General features: G+C 46.4%; 20 protein-coding genes. 9 read left to right on the forward strand and 11 right to left on the reverse strand.

Annotated features, from left to right (window positions below):
• Positions 1-59 precede the first annotated feature (59 nt).
• Positions 60-2015 (forward strand): sucrose-specific PTS transporter subunit IIBC, encoded by a 1956-nt coding sequence (locus EKM92_RS08685; protein WP_125709904.1) that lies wholly within the window; start codon positions 60-62, stop codon positions 2013-2015.
• Between the two features lie 94 nt (positions 2016-2109).
• Here EKM92_RS08685 and EKM92_RS08690 read toward each other — a convergent pair whose 3' ends face one another.
• Both EKM92_RS08690 and EKM92_RS08695 read right to left on the reverse strand, forming a co-directional pair.
• Positions 2110-2850 (reverse strand): amino acid ABC transporter ATP-binding protein, encoded by a 741-nt coding sequence (locus tag EKM92_RS08690; RefSeq protein ID WP_125710050.1) that lies wholly within the window; start codon positions 2848-2850, stop codon positions 2110-2112.
• Positions 2847-4277, reverse strand: a complete 1431-nt coding sequence (locus EKM92_RS08695; protein WP_420812575.1) for an ABC transporter substrate-binding protein/permease — start codon at positions 4275-4277, stop codon at positions 2847-2849. The genes EKM92_RS08690 and EKM92_RS08695 overlap by 4 nt, the downstream gene beginning before the upstream one ends.
• A 558-nt stretch (positions 4278-4835) precedes the next feature.
• Here EKM92_RS08695 and EKM92_RS08700 point away from each other — a divergent pair.
• The gene (locus tag EKM92_RS08700; protein ID WP_164509949.1) at positions 4836-5798 is read left to right on the forward strand and encodes a ketopantoate reductase family protein; all 963 of its coding nucleotides are present in this window, start codon (positions 4836-4838) and stop codon (positions 5796-5798) included.
• Between the two features lie 476 nt (positions 5799-6274).
• Here EKM92_RS08700 and EKM92_RS08705 read toward each other — a convergent pair whose 3' ends face one another.
• The 7 genes from EKM92_RS08705 to EKM92_RS08735 form a co-directional block, all read right to left on the reverse strand.
• On the reverse strand, positions 6275-6994 hold the full coding sequence (locus tag EKM92_RS08705; RefSeq protein ID WP_125709911.1) for a GntR family transcriptional regulator: 720 nt from the start codon (positions 6992-6994) through the stop codon (positions 6275-6277).
• Positions 6995-7238: 244 nt separating this feature from the next.
• Positions 7239-7559 (reverse strand): PTS sugar transporter subunit IIB, encoded by a 321-nt coding sequence (locus EKM92_RS08710; RefSeq protein ID WP_056963203.1) that lies wholly within the window; start codon positions 7557-7559, stop codon positions 7239-7241.
• A 67-nt stretch (positions 7560-7626) separates the two neighbouring features.
• Positions 7627-9075 carry a PTS sugar transporter subunit IIC gene (locus EKM92_RS08715; RefSeq protein WP_125709913.1) on the reverse strand — a complete coding sequence of 483 codons (1449 nt, stop codon included), beginning with the start codon at positions 9073-9075 and terminating at the stop codon, positions 7627-7629.
• A 267-nt stretch (positions 9076-9342) separates the two neighbouring features.
• Positions 9343-9690: a helix-turn-helix domain-containing protein gene (locus EKM92_RS08720; protein WP_125709915.1), complete on the reverse strand. Its 348-nt coding sequence runs from the start codon at positions 9688-9690 to the stop codon at positions 9343-9345.
• Between the two features lie 98 nt (positions 9691-9788).
• The gene (locus EKM92_RS08725; RefSeq protein WP_125709917.1) at positions 9789-10112 is read right to left on the reverse strand and encodes a heavy metal-binding domain-containing protein; all 324 of its coding nucleotides are present in this window, start codon (positions 10110-10112) and stop codon (positions 9789-9791) included.
• A gap of 9 nt (positions 10113-10121) precedes the next feature.
• Positions 10122-10892 (reverse strand): ABC transporter permease, encoded by a 771-nt coding sequence (locus tag EKM92_RS08730; RefSeq protein WP_125709919.1) that lies wholly within the window; start codon positions 10890-10892, stop codon positions 10122-10124.
• A complete protein-coding gene (locus EKM92_RS08735) occupies positions 10892-11794 on the reverse strand; it encodes an ABC transporter ATP-binding protein (protein WP_338035114.1) in 903 nt (300 codons plus the stop codon). The genes EKM92_RS08730 and EKM92_RS08735 overlap by 1 nt, the downstream gene beginning before the upstream one ends.
• 139 nt (positions 11795-11933) lie before the next feature.
• Here EKM92_RS08735 and EKM92_RS08740 point away from each other — a divergent pair, with 139 nt between their 5' ends.
• The 7 genes from EKM92_RS08740 (at position 11934) to EKM92_RS08770 (ending at position 17060) form a co-directional block, all read left to right on the forward strand.
• On the forward strand, positions 11934-12920 hold the full coding sequence (locus EKM92_RS08740; RefSeq protein WP_125709923.1) for an aldo/keto reductase: 987 nt from the start codon (positions 11934-11936) through the stop codon (positions 12918-12920).
• 209 nt (positions 12921-13129) lie between these two features.
• Positions 13130-13369, forward strand: coding sequence for a hypothetical protein (locus EKM92_RS08745; protein WP_125709925.1), 240 nt, complete (start codon positions 13130-13132; stop codon positions 13367-13369).
• A gap of 81 nt (positions 13370-13450) precedes the next feature.
• Positions 13451-14929 carry a glycoside-pentoside-hexuronide (GPH):cation symporter gene (locus EKM92_RS08750; protein ID WP_125709927.1) on the forward strand — a complete coding sequence of 493 codons (1479 nt, stop codon included), beginning with the start codon at positions 13451-13453 and terminating at the stop codon, positions 14927-14929.
• 113 nt (positions 14930-15042) lie between these two features.
• Positions 15043-15483 carry a MerR family transcriptional regulator gene (locus EKM92_RS08755; protein WP_125709929.1) on the forward strand — a complete coding sequence of 147 codons (441 nt, stop codon included), beginning with the start codon at positions 15043-15045 and terminating at the stop codon, positions 15481-15483.
• Entirely contained in the window at positions 15464-15865 is a 402-nt protein-coding gene (locus EKM92_RS08760; protein ID WP_125709931.1) for a cupin domain-containing protein, read from the forward strand. Before EKM92_RS08755 ends, EKM92_RS08760 begins: the two co-directional genes overlap by 20 nt.
• A 3-nt stretch (positions 15866-15868) precedes the next feature.
• Entirely contained in the window at positions 15869-16192 is a 324-nt protein-coding gene (locus tag EKM92_RS08765) for a carboxymuconolactone decarboxylase family protein (protein ID WP_125709933.1), read from the forward strand.
• A 1-nt stretch (position 16193) separates the two neighbouring features.
• The gene (locus tag EKM92_RS08770; RefSeq protein ID WP_125709935.1) at positions 16194-17060 is read left to right on the forward strand and encodes an aldo/keto reductase; all 867 of its coding nucleotides are present in this window, start codon (positions 16194-16196) and stop codon (positions 17058-17060) included.
• On the opposite strand, the gene EKM92_RS08775 is transcribed toward EKM92_RS08770, so the two are convergent.
• Together EKM92_RS08775 and rpsR are read right to left on the reverse strand one after the other, a co-directional pair.
• On the reverse strand, positions 17057-18196 hold the full coding sequence (locus tag EKM92_RS08775; protein WP_125709937.1) for a hypothetical protein: 1140 nt from the start codon (positions 18194-18196) through the stop codon (positions 17057-17059). The two genes, EKM92_RS08770 and EKM92_RS08775, sit on opposite strands and share 4 nt — an antisense overlap.
• A 95-nt stretch (positions 18197-18291) precedes the next feature.
• Positions 18292-18528: a 30S ribosomal protein S18 gene (gene rpsR / locus EKM92_RS08780; RefSeq protein WP_125570580.1), complete on the reverse strand. Its 237-nt coding sequence runs from the start codon at positions 18526-18528 to the stop codon at positions 18292-18294.
• Positions 18529-18535 lie beyond the last annotated feature (7 nt).

Below are 18535 nucleotides of genomic sequence, written 5' to 3' on the forward strand. Positions count from 1 at the left end.
ACGATTATTTTATAAAATAAAATGTCCTTATTCTTAACTCACTCAAGGAGGTAACTGTTATGGACCACAAGAGAGCCGCCCAAGATATCTTAAAACAACTCGGTGCGGATAATATCGTCGCCGCGGCCCACTGCGCAACTCGACTGCGTTTGGTGATCAAAGATGAATCTAAAATCGATCAACAAGCACTCGACAATAATCCTGCAGTCAAAGGGACTTTTCGCGTCAACGGCCAATATCAAATCATTATTGGTCCTGGGGATGTCGATAAAGTATATGCACACTTAATCGCTTTAACCGGTTTGAAAGAAGCGACGCCAGATGATTTGAAAAAAGTTGGCAAAAAAGCCAATCCTTTCTTGGCTTTGATCAAGGTGCTTTCAGATATTTTCGTCCCTTTGATCCCTGCATTAGTCGCTGGTGGGTTGTTGATGGCATTAAATAACGTGTTGGTTTCTCAAGATTTATTTGGTCCTCAATCTTTAGTTGAAATGTATCCTGGCATCAACGGACTAGCCGAAATGATTAACACCTTCGCCTCTGCCCCATTTGCCTTCTTGCCGATTTTACTGGGCTTTTCTGCTACCCGACGTTTCGGTGGGAACCCCTATCTCGGCGCCACAATGGGTATGATCATGGTAATGCCAGCACTTGTGAACGGCTACAATGTATCTGCAACCTTAGCCGCTGGCAAAATGATCTACTGGAACATCTTTGGTTGGAATATTGCCCAAGCTGGTTATCAAGGTCAAGTACTCCCAGTGCTTGCAGTGGCATTTATTCTCGCTGGCGTTGAGAAATGGTTACACAAACGAATGCCAGCAACTTTAGACTTCATTTTCACCCCAATGATCAGCATTATCTTCACGGCGTTTATCACCTTTGCTTTTGTGGGACCAGTGTTGCGGATCGTCGGCGACGGTTTAACCAATGGCATCGTCACCTTATATGACGCATCTGGTGCGGTGGGCTCAACGATTTTTGGGCTGGTTTACTCCCCAATCGTCATTACCGGTTTACATCAAAGTTTTCCTGCCATCGAAACGCAATTACTGGCCAATATTGCCAAGACTGGTGGGGATTTCTTCTTCCCGATTGCCTCGATGGCTAACGCTGCACAAGGCGCGGCCACACTAGCAGTATTCTTTTTAAGCAAGAATGCTAAAGAAAAAGGGTTGGCTACCTCGTCTGGGGTGTCTGCCTTACTAGGAATTACTGAACCCGCAATTTTTGGGGTCAACTTAAAGCGGCGCTATCCGTTTATCGCAGGCATGATCGGTAGCGCAGTCGGTTGTTTAGTGGTTGGGATATTCGGCATTCGCTCGTCAGCGCTTGGTGCAGCCGGGATCATCGGCTTCATTTCGATTCCAGTAAAGTTCTACGCCCCATTCTTTTTAGCTATCGCTTTAAGCATCATCATCGCATTCAGTGGGACTTTGATCTATGGCAAACGGTTTGTTAAAGCCACTGAGCAAGATATCCCAACTGCTGAGCCTGATACTGATACCATCATGACAGACGCTGTCAACGACGGTGTAATCGTTGCGCCAGTTGCAGGTACAATCACCAACCTCAAAAACGTTAATGATCAAGTTTTTGCCAGTGAAATGATGGGGAAAGGCGCTGCGATCATCCCCAGCGACAACCATGTTTACGCACCAGTTACCGGAGTAGTGACTGCCGCTTACCCAACCATGCACGCCTATGGCTTACAAGCTGAAGATGGTGCCGAAGTCTTGATTCACTTAGAGATCGACACCGTCAAACTTAATGGTGATCATTTCTCATCAAACGTCAAACCTGGTGATCATGTGAGTGCCGGTGATTTGCTTGGGACCATGGATGTTGCCGCCATCGAAAAGGCCGGCTACGACACTACAGTAATGGTAGTCGTCACGAATACACCCAGCTTCGCCAGCGTTGACTGCATCAATGACGAAACCGTATCCCAAAATGACGCGATCATTGCTTTAACTGCCACTATTGCCGCCAATCCGATTGCAATCAATGTTTAAACCATCAACGCCGTGCACTGATTGCAAAGCACAGCTGATTCCATAAAAATAACGGGCGAGGCAGATTTCAAATCTGTCTCGCCCGTTAATGTTTTTAAGCTTCTAACACTTGCTTCAAGAAGGTTTGTAAACGTGGATGTTGCGGATGATCAAAAATCTCAGTTGGCGTACCAGCTTCTAAGATCTTCCCATCGCCAAAGAATACGACACGATCAGCAACTTCTTTGGCAAAGCCCATTTCATGGGTCACGATCACCATCGTCATCCCTTGCTTGGCTAAGCGGCGCATAACGCCGAGCACATCGCCGACCATTTCTGGATCAAGCGCAGAAGTCGGTTCGTCAAACAACATGATATCTGGATGCATTGCCAGCGCCCGTGCAATGGCGACCCGCTGCTTTTGGCCACCTGACAAACTGGCAGGCATGGCATCAGCTTTATCGGTCAAGCCAACAACTTCAAGGAAGGTCCGTGCTTCGGCTTGGGCTTCAGTTTTAGACTTTTTCCCTAATTCGATCGGTGCTAACGTCACGTTGTCTAGCACTGACATATTTGGGAATAAGTTAAAGTGCTGGAACACCATCCCGATGTTTTCGCGGATCTTATCGATGTTTTTGCCAGCATGGGCAATGTCTTGGCCATCGACATAGATCTCACCGCTAGTCGTCGTTTCCAAGCCGTTCATCATTCGCAAAACCGTACTTTTACCGGCACCAGAAGGACCGATCAAGACGACGACTTCATTATCTTCAACTTTTAAATCAACGCCTTTAATGACATGGTTGTCACCATAAGACTTGTTGACGTCTTTCATTTCAACACGTGTTGTCATTATGCATTCACCTTCTTTTGAACCCAGTTGGACAGCCAAGTCAGCAAGGTAATGATGATCAAGTAGATCAATGCGACCATCGCCCAGATCTTAAAGCCTTCCATGTTCCGCGCAATGATGATCTTCCCAGTCTGGGTCAATTCCAACAACCCTAAGACAGACAAGATCGACGTATCTTTCAACGTGATGATGAATTGGTTGACGAAACTTGGGATCATGATCTTCACACCTTGTGGCAAAATGACGCGCCGCATCGACTTGCCCCATGGTAAGCCTAAACTACGAGCCGCTTCCATTTGCCCGTTATCAACAGCAGAGATACCACCTTTGACAAACGCTGCCGTGTACGCCCCTTCGTTTAAGGTCAAGGTGATGACCCCGGCGATAAAGGCTGGGATCTTCGCGCCGATCAACGTCGGCACCCCTGAGTAAATGAACAAGGCCAAAACCATCATTGGTAACCCACGGAAAATGTAAATAAAGGTCGTCGACAGTCCTTGCGCAAACTTATTGGGTACCACACCAAGCAAGCCGATCAACACCCCGATGACCGTCGCAAAAACGATGCCGACGACAGTCAACCAAAGCGTTTCGCCTAACCCTGACATCAAAGTGCCCCAGTTAGACTTCAATAATCCGATGAAGCTACGATCAGTTTCTTGCATCCCAGCAGTTTTCTTGGCTTGAGACTTTTCAGAACCATCACCTAAATACTTGGCGACGATTTTATCATATTGACCGTTAGCTTTGAGTTTCTTGATCCCAGCGTTGATCTTTTTGCCTAACGTCGACGCTTCAGATGACTTTACCGCGATGCCGTAGTTGTTGGCACTGGCCATTTTGAAGTTCTTGGCGAGTTCCAAAGAACCTTTGTAGCTCGTGGCGATGGCATATTGCATCACCGGCTTATCTTCAAAACAAGCTTGGGCGTTATTCGTTTTGACGTTGTCATAAACGTTATTGGAATCATCAAAGGTCACAACGGTAAAGCCGTACTTCTTTTTGACTGAGTTAGCATAATCAGCGCTGGCAGTCCCAGTTTTAACGGCGACTTTCTTGCCGCGCAAACCTGACAGTGATTGGATCTTTGAGCCTTTAGCCACCGCCATGACGACCCCTGATTGATAATAAGGGGAGCTCATGAAGAATTTCTGTTGACGCTCAGGGGTGATGCTCATCCCCGCGATGACCCCGTCGATTTGCCCTGCTTCCAAGGCTTGGACAGCGGCGTTAAAGCCTAAAGGTTTGATGTCAACTTTAAAGCCTTCAGTTTTAGCAACGGCATTCATTAAATCAATATCGATACCGACATATTTATTGTTCTTATCTGCGAATTCGAATGGCGCAAAAGTAACGTCAGTTCCGATCGTGTAAGTCTTCTGCGCGGCGTGAACCGGTTCAGATGACAGCGACATTCCTAACATGACCATTAAACCGGCAAACAAGGTGGACCAAAGCCACTTACGTTTCATATAACACACCACTTTCTAAAAATTTCAATTCATTTAAAAGCTTAACGACTTTTAGGTCATCTGTCCAGAAATCATGTCACCTTATCTAACAGTTGTCAGGTATCGCGCATGACCTTTGACCTGACAATTGCTGACAACACACGCTTAGACGTCAATTTAATTCACAGCAACAAGATATTGGCAGCTCTAATATTTTTGCCACAATTTCTCTAAAAAAGGTTGACTTTAATATTCTCTTTGTTTACTATGTGAACATGGTTAGAAAATAATGAGATGCGTTGAGAAACTTAAGGACGAACTTCTGGGAACGGCCTAGCAAGCGTGGCTGCTGAAAACACGTGCGATCCCTTTAGCAAAAGTTAGTTTCGAGCATCATGGGTGGTTGCCACTATACGACTGTTGAGTAATAAACAAAGGTGGTACCGCGCAAAATGCGCCCTTTAGCAGAAATGCTTTTGGGCGCATTTTTCTCATCATTTTCCAAAACAGACAACCAAACGAAGGGAAGTACATATTATGACAAAATATACAGTAATCGGCGCAGGCGCCATGGGCCTTCGCTATGGGGTCTTGATTCAAGAACGCACCGGCAACCAAGTCGACTTCATTGATACTTGGGAACCCAACGTTGAAAAAATCAAAGCACAAAAAGGCACTTGGGTATCTCGCGATCACAAAGACAAGCATATGGTCCCGATCAACGTTTCCTACCCAGAAGACTACACCGGCGATCCTGATGTGTGGATCATTTTCGTCAAGCAAATGCAATTGGCTGAAGTGTTGAAGCGTTGCGCCCCATTGTTTAAAGATCATCAATATGCCTTCTCTGCAATGAATGGGATGGGCCACATCGACAAGATCTCCGAATACTTCCCAGATGATCATATCGTCGGCGGGACTGCGATGATCGCCACAGTCTTGAATGGCCCTGGCGACGTCGACTTCATGGGCGCTCCTCGCACCGGCGTCATGCACTTGTGCAACAAAACAGAAAAAACTGACGCCATGACCCAACAAATGTTTGATGACTTCAAAGAAGCAGGCTTAGGGCCGATCTTGACGGAGAACTTCATGGGCACCTTGATGTCTAAAGTCGTCTTCAACGCCGTGGTCAACACCTTGTGCACGATGTACGAAATCACCATGGGGCAATTCATCGAATTCCTTGGCGCTAAGAAAATGGCTGAACAATTGATGAACGAATCCTTCGATGCCTGCGAACGAGCTGGCATCCACTTAGTTGAAACTCGTCAAGAAGAAGTTGAATCGGTTGATTACGTTTCTCGCGTGGCCAATCCTTTCCACTATCCTTCCATGTATCAAGACTTCTCCAAAGGCCGCGACACTGAAGTTGACTACATCAACGGCTACATCGCTAAGATCGGTCGGGAAAATGATTACGTCTGCCGCACCCATGAATTCTTGGTTCAAGAAGTGCATATGGCTGAAATGATGCGTAAGTACAAGCAAGCCAAATAGTGTTTTCCAGTTTCGAACTCTCCTATATCTCCCGCAACGTCTTGCCAGCGTTGCGGTTTTTTGTATAGTATCAGTGATCGGAAATTGGGCCTCCAGCTGGCTCGTCGGTGCGTAGTGAGGGTCCTCGGGAAAGCTAGTCGAGATGTGTCGCTACGCTCCCCACTCGCCGGATCTTTCCCTGCGGCTTTCCGTAAGCGACAAGTCGCTAACGGAAATCTCACCACGCACCGACGGCCAGCTTCCGTCCCAATTTCCGATCACTACCACGACGTTAACCGGTTGACGCCTACAAAACGCTTCATATCATTACGGAAGTAAGTATTTGTATCTCAAATGATGTGCTAACGTGAGCATGTCCAATTCATCGCAGCGACGCCAAATCGTCGGAGCCCATAGCTTTTCGTGCCGGAGGCAAGGTGATACCGCTGATCATACAAAAAAGCAGGACGAAATTTCGTCCTGCTTTCAACGTTGCATCAGTCGTTATTGATATCCAATACCGTGTACCCACGCCAGCTCGCTAAGTTGCGGCTGGTAGAGTATTCAATGTTTTCACCAGTGGTCAACCAAATCACTTGTTCCACTTCTAGCACTGGCTCGCCAGTGGTGGCATCTAAGTGGGCGACATCAAAATCATCAGCTAACGTCGCGTTGATCCGCCGCAGCGCCCCGCCGAACTTCAAGTTAAGTTCTTGATGCATGTAATCGTAAATCGATCCCATCAAGATCTCACGCGTTAAACCTGGCACTAGCTTCAATGGGAAAATCGTGTGTTCCAACACCCGCGGCACCTCATCGATCTTCCGCAAACGGTCGATCACATACACTGGCTCGTCGCTAGCGACATCGAGTTTCTTTTGGATCAACTCGCTAGGCAGCGACACGTCAAATTTGATCACTTCAGAGGTGACATGGCCTTCGCCTTCTTGTTTAGTCAACCCATCAAACGCTTCGGCTGGTGAATCAGACGCATGCACGGACACATCGCCTAAGACGTAGGTGCCAAGGCCTGATTGCTTGTAAATCAACCCTTCGACTGCTAAGCCGTCAAGGGCTTTTTTGATCGTCATGCGACTGACGCCAAATTCTTTGGCTAAGGTATTTTGATCAGGGATCAAAGATTTTGCTGGATAGACATTCATATGAATGCGTCGACGGATCTCGTCTGCGATCATTTGGTATTTAGGTGTCGCCATGTGTCCCACTCCTTTTGTTACCCATCATTATACGCTATCTGATGCCCTGTTTTGTCACCGTTTTGTGCCAATGTATGCCCAATCATACATTCACCGGAACTGGTTTTGACACAAGGACTTACAGGCCCTGCGGATACGCTCACATTTTATCGTATTGGTCTAATCGACATTTTTTCTTCGCAACATGGTACAAAAAAAGAAGCCTCGGCGGGGAAAGTGCCAAGGCTTCTTCTTATTCAGATGACTAGAGGCCAAGCAGCTTTTCAGCACTTGCCAAAACCTTCTCGCCATTCATCATGCCATAGTCTTGCATGTTGATGACGTCCATTGGAATGCCTTTGGCGTCAGTCTTCTTCTTTACGTCGCCTTTCATATACCCGACTTGAGGTCCGAGCATTAAGACGTCAACACTACCGTTTTCCAACTGGTTGTCGATGTCAGAGGCAGAGGTGGCAAAAATCTTGTAATCCTTACCCGCGGCCTCTGCCGCCTTTTGCATTTTTGAAACTAAAAGGCTAGTGGACATGCCTGCTGAGCAAGCTAACATGATCGTTTTATCAGCCATAGTATTGCCTCCAAATTTTTTGTTTAATACGTTTTCATTTATATGATAACGCTAAACTGCATAAATGTTAAGCCTTTGCTTCTTCGGCTGCATTTTTTGCTTCTTCGGCAAGCAGATAGGAGTCGTACTTCTTGGCAAATGGGAAGTAGATCAATGCGGATTCAACCAGCACGATTGCTTGCCAGATTGCCATCTTCCAACCACCGATTAAGAAACCGGAAACAATTGGAGGAGTGGTCCAAGGAGCCGCAACCCCGTTCAACGGAGGAACAATGCCAGACCAAATGACCAAGTAAGTGGTTAAAGCAACCACAACAGGAGTCAAGAAGAATGGAACGGCAAGCCATGGGTTCATGACCAAAGGTAAACCGAACAGGAATGGTTCGTTGATGTTGAAGATCGCAGGAACGGCTTCAATTTTACCAATGGACTTCAATTGGATAGACTTAGCAAAGAACAAGGTGAAGATCACAAGCCCGATGGTGATACCAGAACCAGTCAGGTTAATGAAGTTGTTGTAGAATTCGTTAGTCACAATGTGCGCACCGTTGGCCAAAGTCAACTTGTGAGCAGCAGTCAAAGCCGCGTTATCAGCAGTGTTAGGGATCAACAAGCCGCCGGTGATTGCGCCCATGATCATCCCACCATGGACCCCGAAGAACCAGAAGAATGGGACCATGAAGGCGATGATCAACGCGCCACCCAAGGAATCGGAAACCCCTTGTAATGGTGTTTGTAACCAAGTGTAGATCAATTGCATTGCGTTGGTGTTAGCGAACTTGGATAACAAGCCGTAGATGATCATCGCAACCGTTAAGATAATACCAGCTGGAATCATTGCGGAGAACTGGCCGGCAACGTTAGCAGGCACTTGTTCTGGCAACTTGATCTGCCAGCCGCGCTTCATCATAGAAGTGTAAGTCCAGCCGACTAACAACCCAACAACGATGGCACCGATCATCCCCTGGCCGCCTAACCAAGTCAAGTTGATGACGCCGGTAACATCTTGGCTCATGAAGGCTTGCACAGCCTTAGGCGCCTTGTCGATGTAGTTAGCTAATTGCGTACCAGTCCAAACGACTTTACCAGCCGCGTTGGAAACACCAGTACCAGACTTGCCCATCGCAGCAACCAATGGGTTAGCGATGGATAAGGATTGGATCAAGATGAAGGTTGCCAAACTCGTTAAACCAGCAGGCAAAGCTTCAATTTTTTCGTTACGTGCGTAGACATACGCGATACCTACAGCAGCCCATACAGACATGATCGCAAACGATGCGGTGTATGCCTGGTTAAAAATAGCGCCCCAACCCGATGCCGTAATTGCAGCAGATACTGCAGGGATCGGGATGTTGTTCAAGATCAAGAAGATCGACCCAATAATGATGAATGGCATGGAATAAACGATACCATCCTTCAACGCCGTAATGGCCTTGGTGTTGACGAACTTCATGATCGCAGGAAAGATTGTTTCGTTCAGTGCTTTAGAAAAGCCACTTTGCTTTTTGCTTTCCATTAGATTCATCTCCGTTTCAACCAAAATATGATAGCGTACCTAGACAATCGCCTAGGTAAAAATAAATAATGTGTTCCCCCCAGAACTGATCAACTGTGCTTGCCCCACCTCCTACGGTAGTGAATTTTTAAAGCGCAATCATTTACAATCAAAAGTATAGTCTTTAGCTGGTGAAAGCGCAATCTAAAAACGCATTCTTTTTGAAGAATTTGTTTGCGGTTTCATTTTCATGTATTAAAAAAACCGCCATTACTGACGGTTAACCGTTTACCTATTCAAGATATTTCCAACGCTAGACTTGGCAATATTCAGTAAAGCCGCAATTTGTCGATAGGTCATTCCTTGTGCCCGCAGTGACACAATTTGTTGTTGCACTGCCACTGGCAAGCCGCGGTGTTTGGTGGCTTTAGGATCTGCCGCTAGCGGCGTTAAGCTCAACTCACAAGCCGTCCCTCCTGATTGATGAGCGACTTTTTGCGCTTCAAGTTCTGAATAAGTCAGCCACATCGTCCGCAGATCATTGGTCCAAGTGGGCAACAGCAATAAATTATCCGCCTCAAGGAATTCGCCTTCTGCATTGACGACGGTATAGCGTTTCAATTCAACTGTGCCCATCTTGGTACCTCCTGCACTTTTCTTCTATTATAGCGCAGTTGACGCTTACCCTTGCCAAAATAAAAAAGACCAAGGCGAACTTGATCTTTCTCAAATGCTTAGTCGATAAATTTCACGGCAGTACCATAAGCCGCAACAGATTGCATGTCGCCACCAATGGCACCAGAATCAAAGCGCATCATCACCACCGCGTCTGCGCCTTTGCTTTGGGCTTCTTGACGCAAACGCTCGATCGCCTTTTCTCGAGAATCATGCAACATACTGGTGTAAGCCTTGATTTCTCCGCCGACGACATTCTTCAAGCCGGCACCAATGTTTGAAAAAACGTTTTTAGATTGGGTGGTCAACCCGAAGACTTCACCGATGATCTCATATTGACGACCTGGAATATTTTCAGTAGTGGTCACTAGAATTTCAGACATATTTTCTCCTTATACCGCACGGCGGCGGAAGCTTAAGTAAGCGATCAACGTAAATAATACGGTGTAGCCTAAGGTGCAGCCGATCATCACCGGCGTATCCAGCATCGTCAACGCGTGATAAGTTTTGGGATCAACGATTTGATTGCCAGTCAGCAACATGGTGAAGGGATTCCACTTCAACCAGTGCCAACGTTGGACAAACATGATAATGATCTGTGCGGCGACTGCAGTGACGAAATACCCGATAAATCCGCAGGCGATCGCCGCGGCATTGGTTTTAAACCACGTTGCCATTAAAATCACCAAACTCAACAGCAACAACATCACGAGCATCGAGCCGCCAGTAGTCAATAAGTAATCGCGCCACAGCGGCATCGCGTTTGCAGTTTGCGTCCAGTCAAACTTGGGATTCACCACCATGGTCAAGCCACCAGTCATTGCTGTGGCAACGACTTGCAAACCGATCATTTGCATCAACAACACGATCAGCTTGCTGACAAACACTTGGCTGCGGTAATACTTGCGATAAAGCAGTTGCTTGATGGTGCCATATTGAAATTCCATCGCGATCATCGAGGCAGCACTGGCAATCATGATGAAATCAACTAGGACCCCACCGATATAATTATTCATCACCAACATTTGCGTCCCGAAGAACTTCGGATAGCGCCATGACAATACCGCAAAGCCGATTTGGACGACCACCATGAACAATAAGGCAAACCAGGTGCCTTTTTTATGGTTGAGTTTATACAGTTCTTGTTTAATCAACGTCCCCATCAGTGCACCTCCTGTTCCACTAAGTCCAAAAATGATTGTTCCAAGTCATGTTGTGCTTTGGTGACATCTTGAACGGCAATACCTGCGTGTACTAAGGCGATCAGCGCAGCATTTAGCGTGGTCCGATCAGTTTGGGTGATCTGCAATTGACGATCCACCAAGTTCACTGGCACATGCGCCGCTTGCAACGCTGCGAATGCTTCGCGATCATTCACCGTTTGCACAATATATGTGGTCCCGCCAGCTTCAACAAGCGCTTGCATCGTGCTTTGTTGAATAATATGGCCATGATTTAAGATCAACACATCATCAGCGACTTTTTCTAATTCTGACAAAATGTGACTGGAAATCAAGAAACTCGTGCCAGCTTTAGCTTGCGTGCGAATGATATCGCGCAAGTCTTTGACGGCTTGAGGATCGAGCCCATTCATTGGTTCATCTAAAATCACCAATTGTGGTTGATCGACTAAGGCTTGCGCAATGCCAAGTTTTTGTTTCATCCCAAGCGAATAGGACTTCGCTGGTTTGTCGATATAGCTGGCCATCCCCATCACTTGAATGATATGAGCAATATGTTGTTTGCGTTGCTTCTTTGCGGCAAATAAGTTGAGATGTTGCCGCCCGGTCATGAAGGGATAAATACCAGGATACTCGATCAATGCCCCTACATGGCGTAAGGCTTGGTGTTTGGTGATGCTGACAGGTTGATCTGCGATTTGGATCTGACCGCCATCAGTGGGGATCAACCCTAAGATTGCCTTCATGATAGTGCTTTTCCCTGCCCCGTTAGGCCCGACTAAGCCGACGACGTGCCCTGAAGCCACTGTGAAGTCGACGCCGTGTAAAACTTTTTTCTTGCCGAAAGTTTTGTTGAGCCCTGAAACTTTCAATAAAGCTTCCATAATAGTCCTCCGATCTGAACACGCTTAATATACCATGAAATGGCGATTTTTCCTCATGCTTCAGGCTGAAGTGAACACAAAATTTATCCCGACAGTGGTACAATGGCAACGTTTACTAAACTTTTTCGAGGTGAGCGTCATGTACGAAGCAAATTCACAACGTTATGATCACATGCAATATCGGCCAGTCGGCAATAGCGGCTTACATTTACCAGCGATCAGCCTAGGGTTATGGCATAATTTTGGCAGTGTCGATCCATTAAGCAACCAAAAAGCATTACTTGAATATGCCTTTGATCATGGGATCACCCATTTTGACTTAGCCAATAACTATGGCCCTGTGCCTGGTAGTGCAGAAAGTAACTTTGGCCGATTATTTCATGAGGAATTCGCCGCTTATCGCGATGAAATGATCATTTCTACCAAAGCTGGCTACCTAATGTGGCCTGGACCTTATGGAGAATGGGGGTCGCGTAAGCACTTGATCGCGTCATTAGATCAAAGTTTGCGACGGTTGCGGCTAGATTATGTCGATATTTTCTATCATCATCGTCCAGATCTCGATACACCGCTTGAAGAAACGGCCGAAACTCTTGCGCAAATCGTTCGCAGCGGCAAAGCATTATACATTGGGATCTCGAATTACCAGCCAGATGCCATGATGAAAATGTCAGCATTGCTGCATGATTTACATGTACCATTCATCATTCAACAACAACGCTACAACATGTTTAATCGCGATCCGGAACATGGTTTGTTTCAAGCGCTTGAAGATCAACACCTCGGGGCGATCACCTTTAGTCCTTTGGCCCAAGGGTTGTTAAGCGATCGTTACTTGCATGGGATCCCTGAAGATTCACGCGCGGCGCGGCCTAGCAGTCCGTTTTTACAAGTGGATAAGGTCGAAGCGACGTTAGCAACGGTCAAAAAACTCAACATCATCGCCCAAAATCGTGGGCAAAGCTTAGCGGCGATGGCATTAGCCTGGAATTTGCGGCAACCAGTCGTGGCTAGCGTCTTAGTTGGTGCGTCGCGTACCAGTCAATTAGCCGCCAATCTCAAAGCTTTGGAACATTTAGCGTTCACAGCTGATGAATTAGCCCAAATCGATGCTGCTTTACAATAAATCGTCTTCGTCTAGCCGTTGTGCTAGGCATTTTTTTGCCTTTCGGGTAAACATTTACTCGTATTTGCAAAACTTACGCTTTACGTTTTACTAAAAAGAGTTATACTGTAACTAACCGGTTAGCTGCAATTCCATTATTTCTGTTAGCGGTTTCAGCTTTAGCTGAAACCTAAATCAGTAAAAGTTTACCTGACACAAGGAGCACAATTATGGCTAAAAGTGACAAAATCATCATCGACCCAGAAACCTTCGCCCGCACGATCCTCGCAAGTAATCCCAAAGGCGCTGAAGAAGATAACCGCGTTTATATCAAACGGCAGTTGCGGTTGTATCTGGAAGCTTTGTTAATGATCCAAGACTTCAACAACCTTGAAAATACGCAATTTGATATCGCCAAAGAAGATCAACGGGCCAAGATCTTACAAAAAATCATGGAACATCGCTATTGATCGTGATGCCGGCAAAGCCATGCCGGTTCTCTTTTTCCCGCAAACTGTAAGCGCTCACTGATACCGCTTTAGGAGGACCTTATGAAACATCTCAAGCAATATTCATCATATGCTTTCGGGGCTTTTGGGCATGATGCCTTTTACGCTACCTTATCGACTTATTTCATGTTGTTTGTCACTTCCCAATTATTCAATACCGCTGACAAAGGCTTTAACACGCGCATGATCGGTTACGTCACAGTGATGATGACGGTGATCCGGATCGCTGAAATCGCCTGTGACCCTTTGATCGGCGGCGCCGTGGACAACACCCAAACGCGTTGGGGGAAATTCAAACCTTGGCTGTTAACTGGGGCAACGATCAGTTCCGTGATGTTGGTGTTGATTTTCACCAATTTCGGCGGCTTAGCCACTAGCCAACCGATCGTTTATCTCGTGTTATTCGGTTTAGCTTTTGTCATTTTGGATATCTTCTACTCCTTTAAAGATATTTCGTTTTGGTCCATGCTGCCGGCATTGTCGACAGATTCTAAAGTCCGCGCACGCTTTGGGACGATCGGCCGCTTCGGCTCCACGTTAGGCGCGCAAGGCGTCCCGATCATCATTTATCCGTTGATCGTGTTCTTCTCTCAACAATTCTCCGGCACGCAAGGTAGCACCAAGACGCAAGCGGGTTGGACTGGCTTTGCTGTCGTCATTGGCTTGCTGTCATTGTTAGGGGCATTAGGCGTCGCTTTGGGCACCAAAGAAAAACAAAACCTTTTACGCAAAAACACTGAACACGTCCGCTTCCGTGATGTGTTTAAAGTGATCGGCCAAAACGATCAATTGATGTGGTTATCGTTAGCCTACTTCTTGTTTGCCATGAGTTATGTGGTGACGAACTCATTGACTGCTTACTACTTTACTTATGTGTTAGGGGCGTCTGACAAATTCTACTTAGTTGGCGTCATCACCGCGATTTTAGGGATCATTTCCGTGGTGTTATTCCCAACTTTAGTCGCGATTTTACACCGCGAAAAGATCTTCGTTGGTGGCATTGCGATGATGTTTGTCGGCTACTTGTTGTTCTTATTAGCAGGCACGAACTTGACGATGGTACTGTTTGCCGTTGCGATTTTCTTCTTCCCTTACCCGATGATCTTCTTAGCTGCGTTAATGACGATCACTGACTCTGTAGAATATGGCCAATGGAAAAATGGTACCCGCAACGAATCTGTTACCCTTTCTGTTCGGCCTTTGATCGATAAACTTGCTGGTGCGATCGCCATGGGCGTGGTCGGCTTAGCTGCTGTGCATGCTGGTATGGTAGGCAATGCCAAGCCTTCTAGTATCACTGCAGGAGAATTGTTTACCTTCAAGTCCTACATGTTTTATATCCCAATGGTGATGTTGATCTTATCCGCATTGGTTTACACCTTCAAAGTCAAGCTTTCCGAAAAGCGCCACACCGAAATCGTTCGCGAATTGGAACGCAAACTCCGCGCTGAAGCCAAAGCTGACGTCGAAAGCGAACCTGTTGCTGACAGTCAACCAGACGCTGCACCAGAACAAGCTTAACTGTGAAAAGCCGCCTTGAGCGGCTTTTTTCTTGACCGCAAAAACTTTTTCAAAAAAATGCTTGCCTTAGAGTCCACTCAAAGGCTTATGCTACAGTCATGAGGAGGTGGCACATGACAACTTATCGCATCGGACAATTCGCCGCCAAAGTTGGTTTATCAGCTTATACCTTACGTTACTACGAGCAAGAAGGCTTGTTGATGCCGCATCGCGACGCCAATGATCAACGCTATTACACCGAAGAAGATGTGAAGTGGTTGATTTTTATTTTGCATCTCAAAGGCACTGGTATGACGATGTCGCAGCTCAAAACTTATGTGAAGTTGCGGGCGCAAGGTGATGCCACCATTGATCAGCGGTTAACGTTACTTCATGATGTTGCTGACGAAGCACATGCACAGATCCGCGCCTTACAAAACAATCTGGCAGTTTTAGAACACAAAATCGATTGGTATCAAGGCAAAGTCGACGCCACGATCGCTGAAGACGAAAGCTTTGAAGCTTATCTCAATCGCCTTGATCAGGAGGAAAAACATGACCGAACAAATCTCTAAACTTTATCCTAATGGCCCGCTTAACACAGCCTACGCGAAATATTTCACCGGCAACAGCTATTTACGGAACTTAATTGCTGATCCTGATATCAATGTCGGCGTCGGTGAAGTTAGCTTTGAGCCAGGTTGTCGCAATCATTGGCACATTCACCATAATGGCTATCAATTATTGATCGTCACAGGCGGTGAGGGTTGGTATCAAGAAGCAGGCCAACCTGCTCGCAAATTACATGTCGGCGACACCGTCGTCACCAAAGATGGGGTTAAACACTGGCATGGCGCCACTAAAAACTCTTGGTTTAGCCACATCGCGATCACTGCCGGGACCCCTGAATGGTTAGAAGCGGTATCTGATTCTGATTACAACGCTTTGGAGGACTAAAAAATGAAAAAACAAACGGCAGGACGCGATCAACTGGGTGATTTTGCCCCAAAGTTCGCGGAACTCAATGATGATGTGTTATTTGGTGAAGTATGGTCACGTGAAAGTCAAATGTCACCGCGTGATCGTAGCTTGATCACTTGTTCAGCGTTAATGGCACAAGGCTTATTCCCACAATTAGAAGCTCACATGAAAATCGCCAAACAAAATGGCGTCACCAAAGATGAAATGGTGGAACTCATCACCCATTTGGCCTTTTACTCAGGTTGGCCAAAAGCTTGGAGTGCTTTTGGCTTAGCGAAGAAAATCTATCAAACGGAGGACTAACATGACGATTCACAATGAATTTTATTCCTTAAATAACGGCGTTAAGGTGCCTAAACTTGGGTTAGGGACATGGCTAGTCGATGATGACAAAGTCGATCGCCTCGTTGCAAACGCGATCAAAGCAGGCTATCGCCATATCGATACCGCGCAAGCTTACGGCAATGAAGCTGGCGTTGGCCGCGGGATCAAGCAATCTGGCATCGCCCGCGATGATTTATTTATTACGACTAAACTCGCTGCCGAACATAAAGATTATGATTCCGCAGCAGCTGCGATCGATGAATCGTTGCGGAAATTAAACTTAGATCACATCGATTTAATGTTGATCCACGCCCCAGAACCTTGGGCGAACTTCCGTGATGGTGATCACTACTTTGAAGGCAATCAAGCCGCTTGGCACGCCTTGGAAGATGCCTACAAAGCAGGTAAGCTCCGTGCCATCGGAATCTCAAATTTCGAACCTGTCGACGTCCAAAATATTCTTGATCACAGCACCATCAAACCGCAAGTCAATCAAGTCTTAGCGCATATCGGCAATGTCCCCACTGATGTCATTGCATTTGATGCCCAACATGACATTTTGACCGAAGCCCATTCTCCAGTTGCCCATGGTGCGATGATCAATGAACCCACGATCGTTGCTGTAGCGGCTAAATATGGCGTCTCAGTGCCGCAACTGGCGATCAAATACGACTTACAACTAAACTTATTACCGTTGCCTAAATCAAGCAGTATCGCGCATTTAACCGCAAATGCTGAGCTTGATTTCGCCATCAGCGATGCTGATATGGCAACACTGAATCAAATTCAATTCACCGATTATGGCGAAGACAAAGCTTTCCCTGTTTATGCTGGGAAAAAAGACTAACCACTTGCCAACACCTCAAACAACCACTGACAACTTGCTTCCAGACGGTCGATGATTTTGATCGATTGCTTAGCCATATTGGCCTGCGCATCAAGCAAGTCAGCATGGCTCAATAATATTGCCAAAATAGCCAACAGATCATACCAAGTTTCCAATGGGAGCTGGGCAATGGTTTGTTTGGCTTTTTTTGGTAAGCCAATGATGATCGGTTCAATTTGCCGTTTGGTGGTTAAAGCCAAAGGTAATGGCTGAACGGTGAGTTGTGTGACTTTTTCAACTAACGTATATAACCGTTTGAGTTGCCGCAATATGTTGTTGACTCCTTGAGGGCCATCGCTGATGCCTAGCAACTGACGCGTTAAACGTGCCTGTTCAGTAGGGGTTAAGGCCAAGGTTTTCACCCCATAAATTTGCAACTGCGCTGAAGTGAACTTCACTGCGCCGTTGGCAACAAAATCACTGCTTTGAATGCCTAATGATAATTTGGAATTTTTCTGGGTGATGATAATGTTCGGCACCATCACATAGTAAGGCACCAAATACGCTTGTAAGCTTTGCGCTGCGGCTTTAAAACTTCCGGGGATAAAGTCACTGCGTTCATCTAAAACCACGCGTACCGTCCCCACTAAGCGCTGTTGGGTAAAAATCGCCGCCAGTAATTGTAAATAAGGATGGAGCACTGCCAAACCAGCAGGATAAAGCAACGGAATCGGCGGCATTTGGGCTAAACTCATAAACCGTTGGGCCGGATCAGCGACTAACGCTTGTAAAATCAACCGCACCGTATCATTTGGTTTGCTAACCGCTTTGCACTCTTTTTTAAGACTACGTTGATTGGGATACACCACTTCACGAAACACCTGCATCTCACGGTCTTCGCTTTTAACCAAGGTCGCACTCACATACATCTGCTCTGAACGTTTGGTAAAGCTTTCATCCAAGTATATCACCCATTGTTCTTGCGCTTGACGATGCTTGAGAAAAACCTCAAGTTTACGTTTCGTCAACGCGCTTGGCATTTGATCGCACATTAGGCGTCGCAACGTTGCAGGGGCAATGCTGATCGCATCAGCCAAGGCTTTTTTAGACAGGTGATCTTCGCTTAACAGGCGCTTCAACAAGTGCGCATAAACCATTCATCGGTCTCCTATAAACAACCAAATAGTCTCAAATCAACATTTTGATGGTAACAAAAAAGACCTACCATCATGGCAGGTCTTAGAAAACCAAATTAGTCTTCCGCAACGAATGGAAGCAAACCCATAATCCGGGAACGCTTGATCGCAACAGTTAACTTGCGTTGGTTCTTGGCGCTGGTGCCAGTCACACGACGAGGTAAAATCTTACCACGTTCGGAGATAAAGCGTTCCAACAAGTTTGTGTCTTTATAATCGATATATTCGATATGGTTAGCGGCGATGAAGTCGACTTTGCGACGACGACGGCCACCACGGCGTTGTTGTGCCATGAATGTC

Origin of the sequence: Lacticaseibacillus porcinae (assembly GCF_003946305.1) — a bacterium.
Lineage (GTDB): Bacteria > Bacillota > Bacilli > Lactobacillales > Lactobacillaceae > Lacticaseibacillus > Lacticaseibacillus porcinae.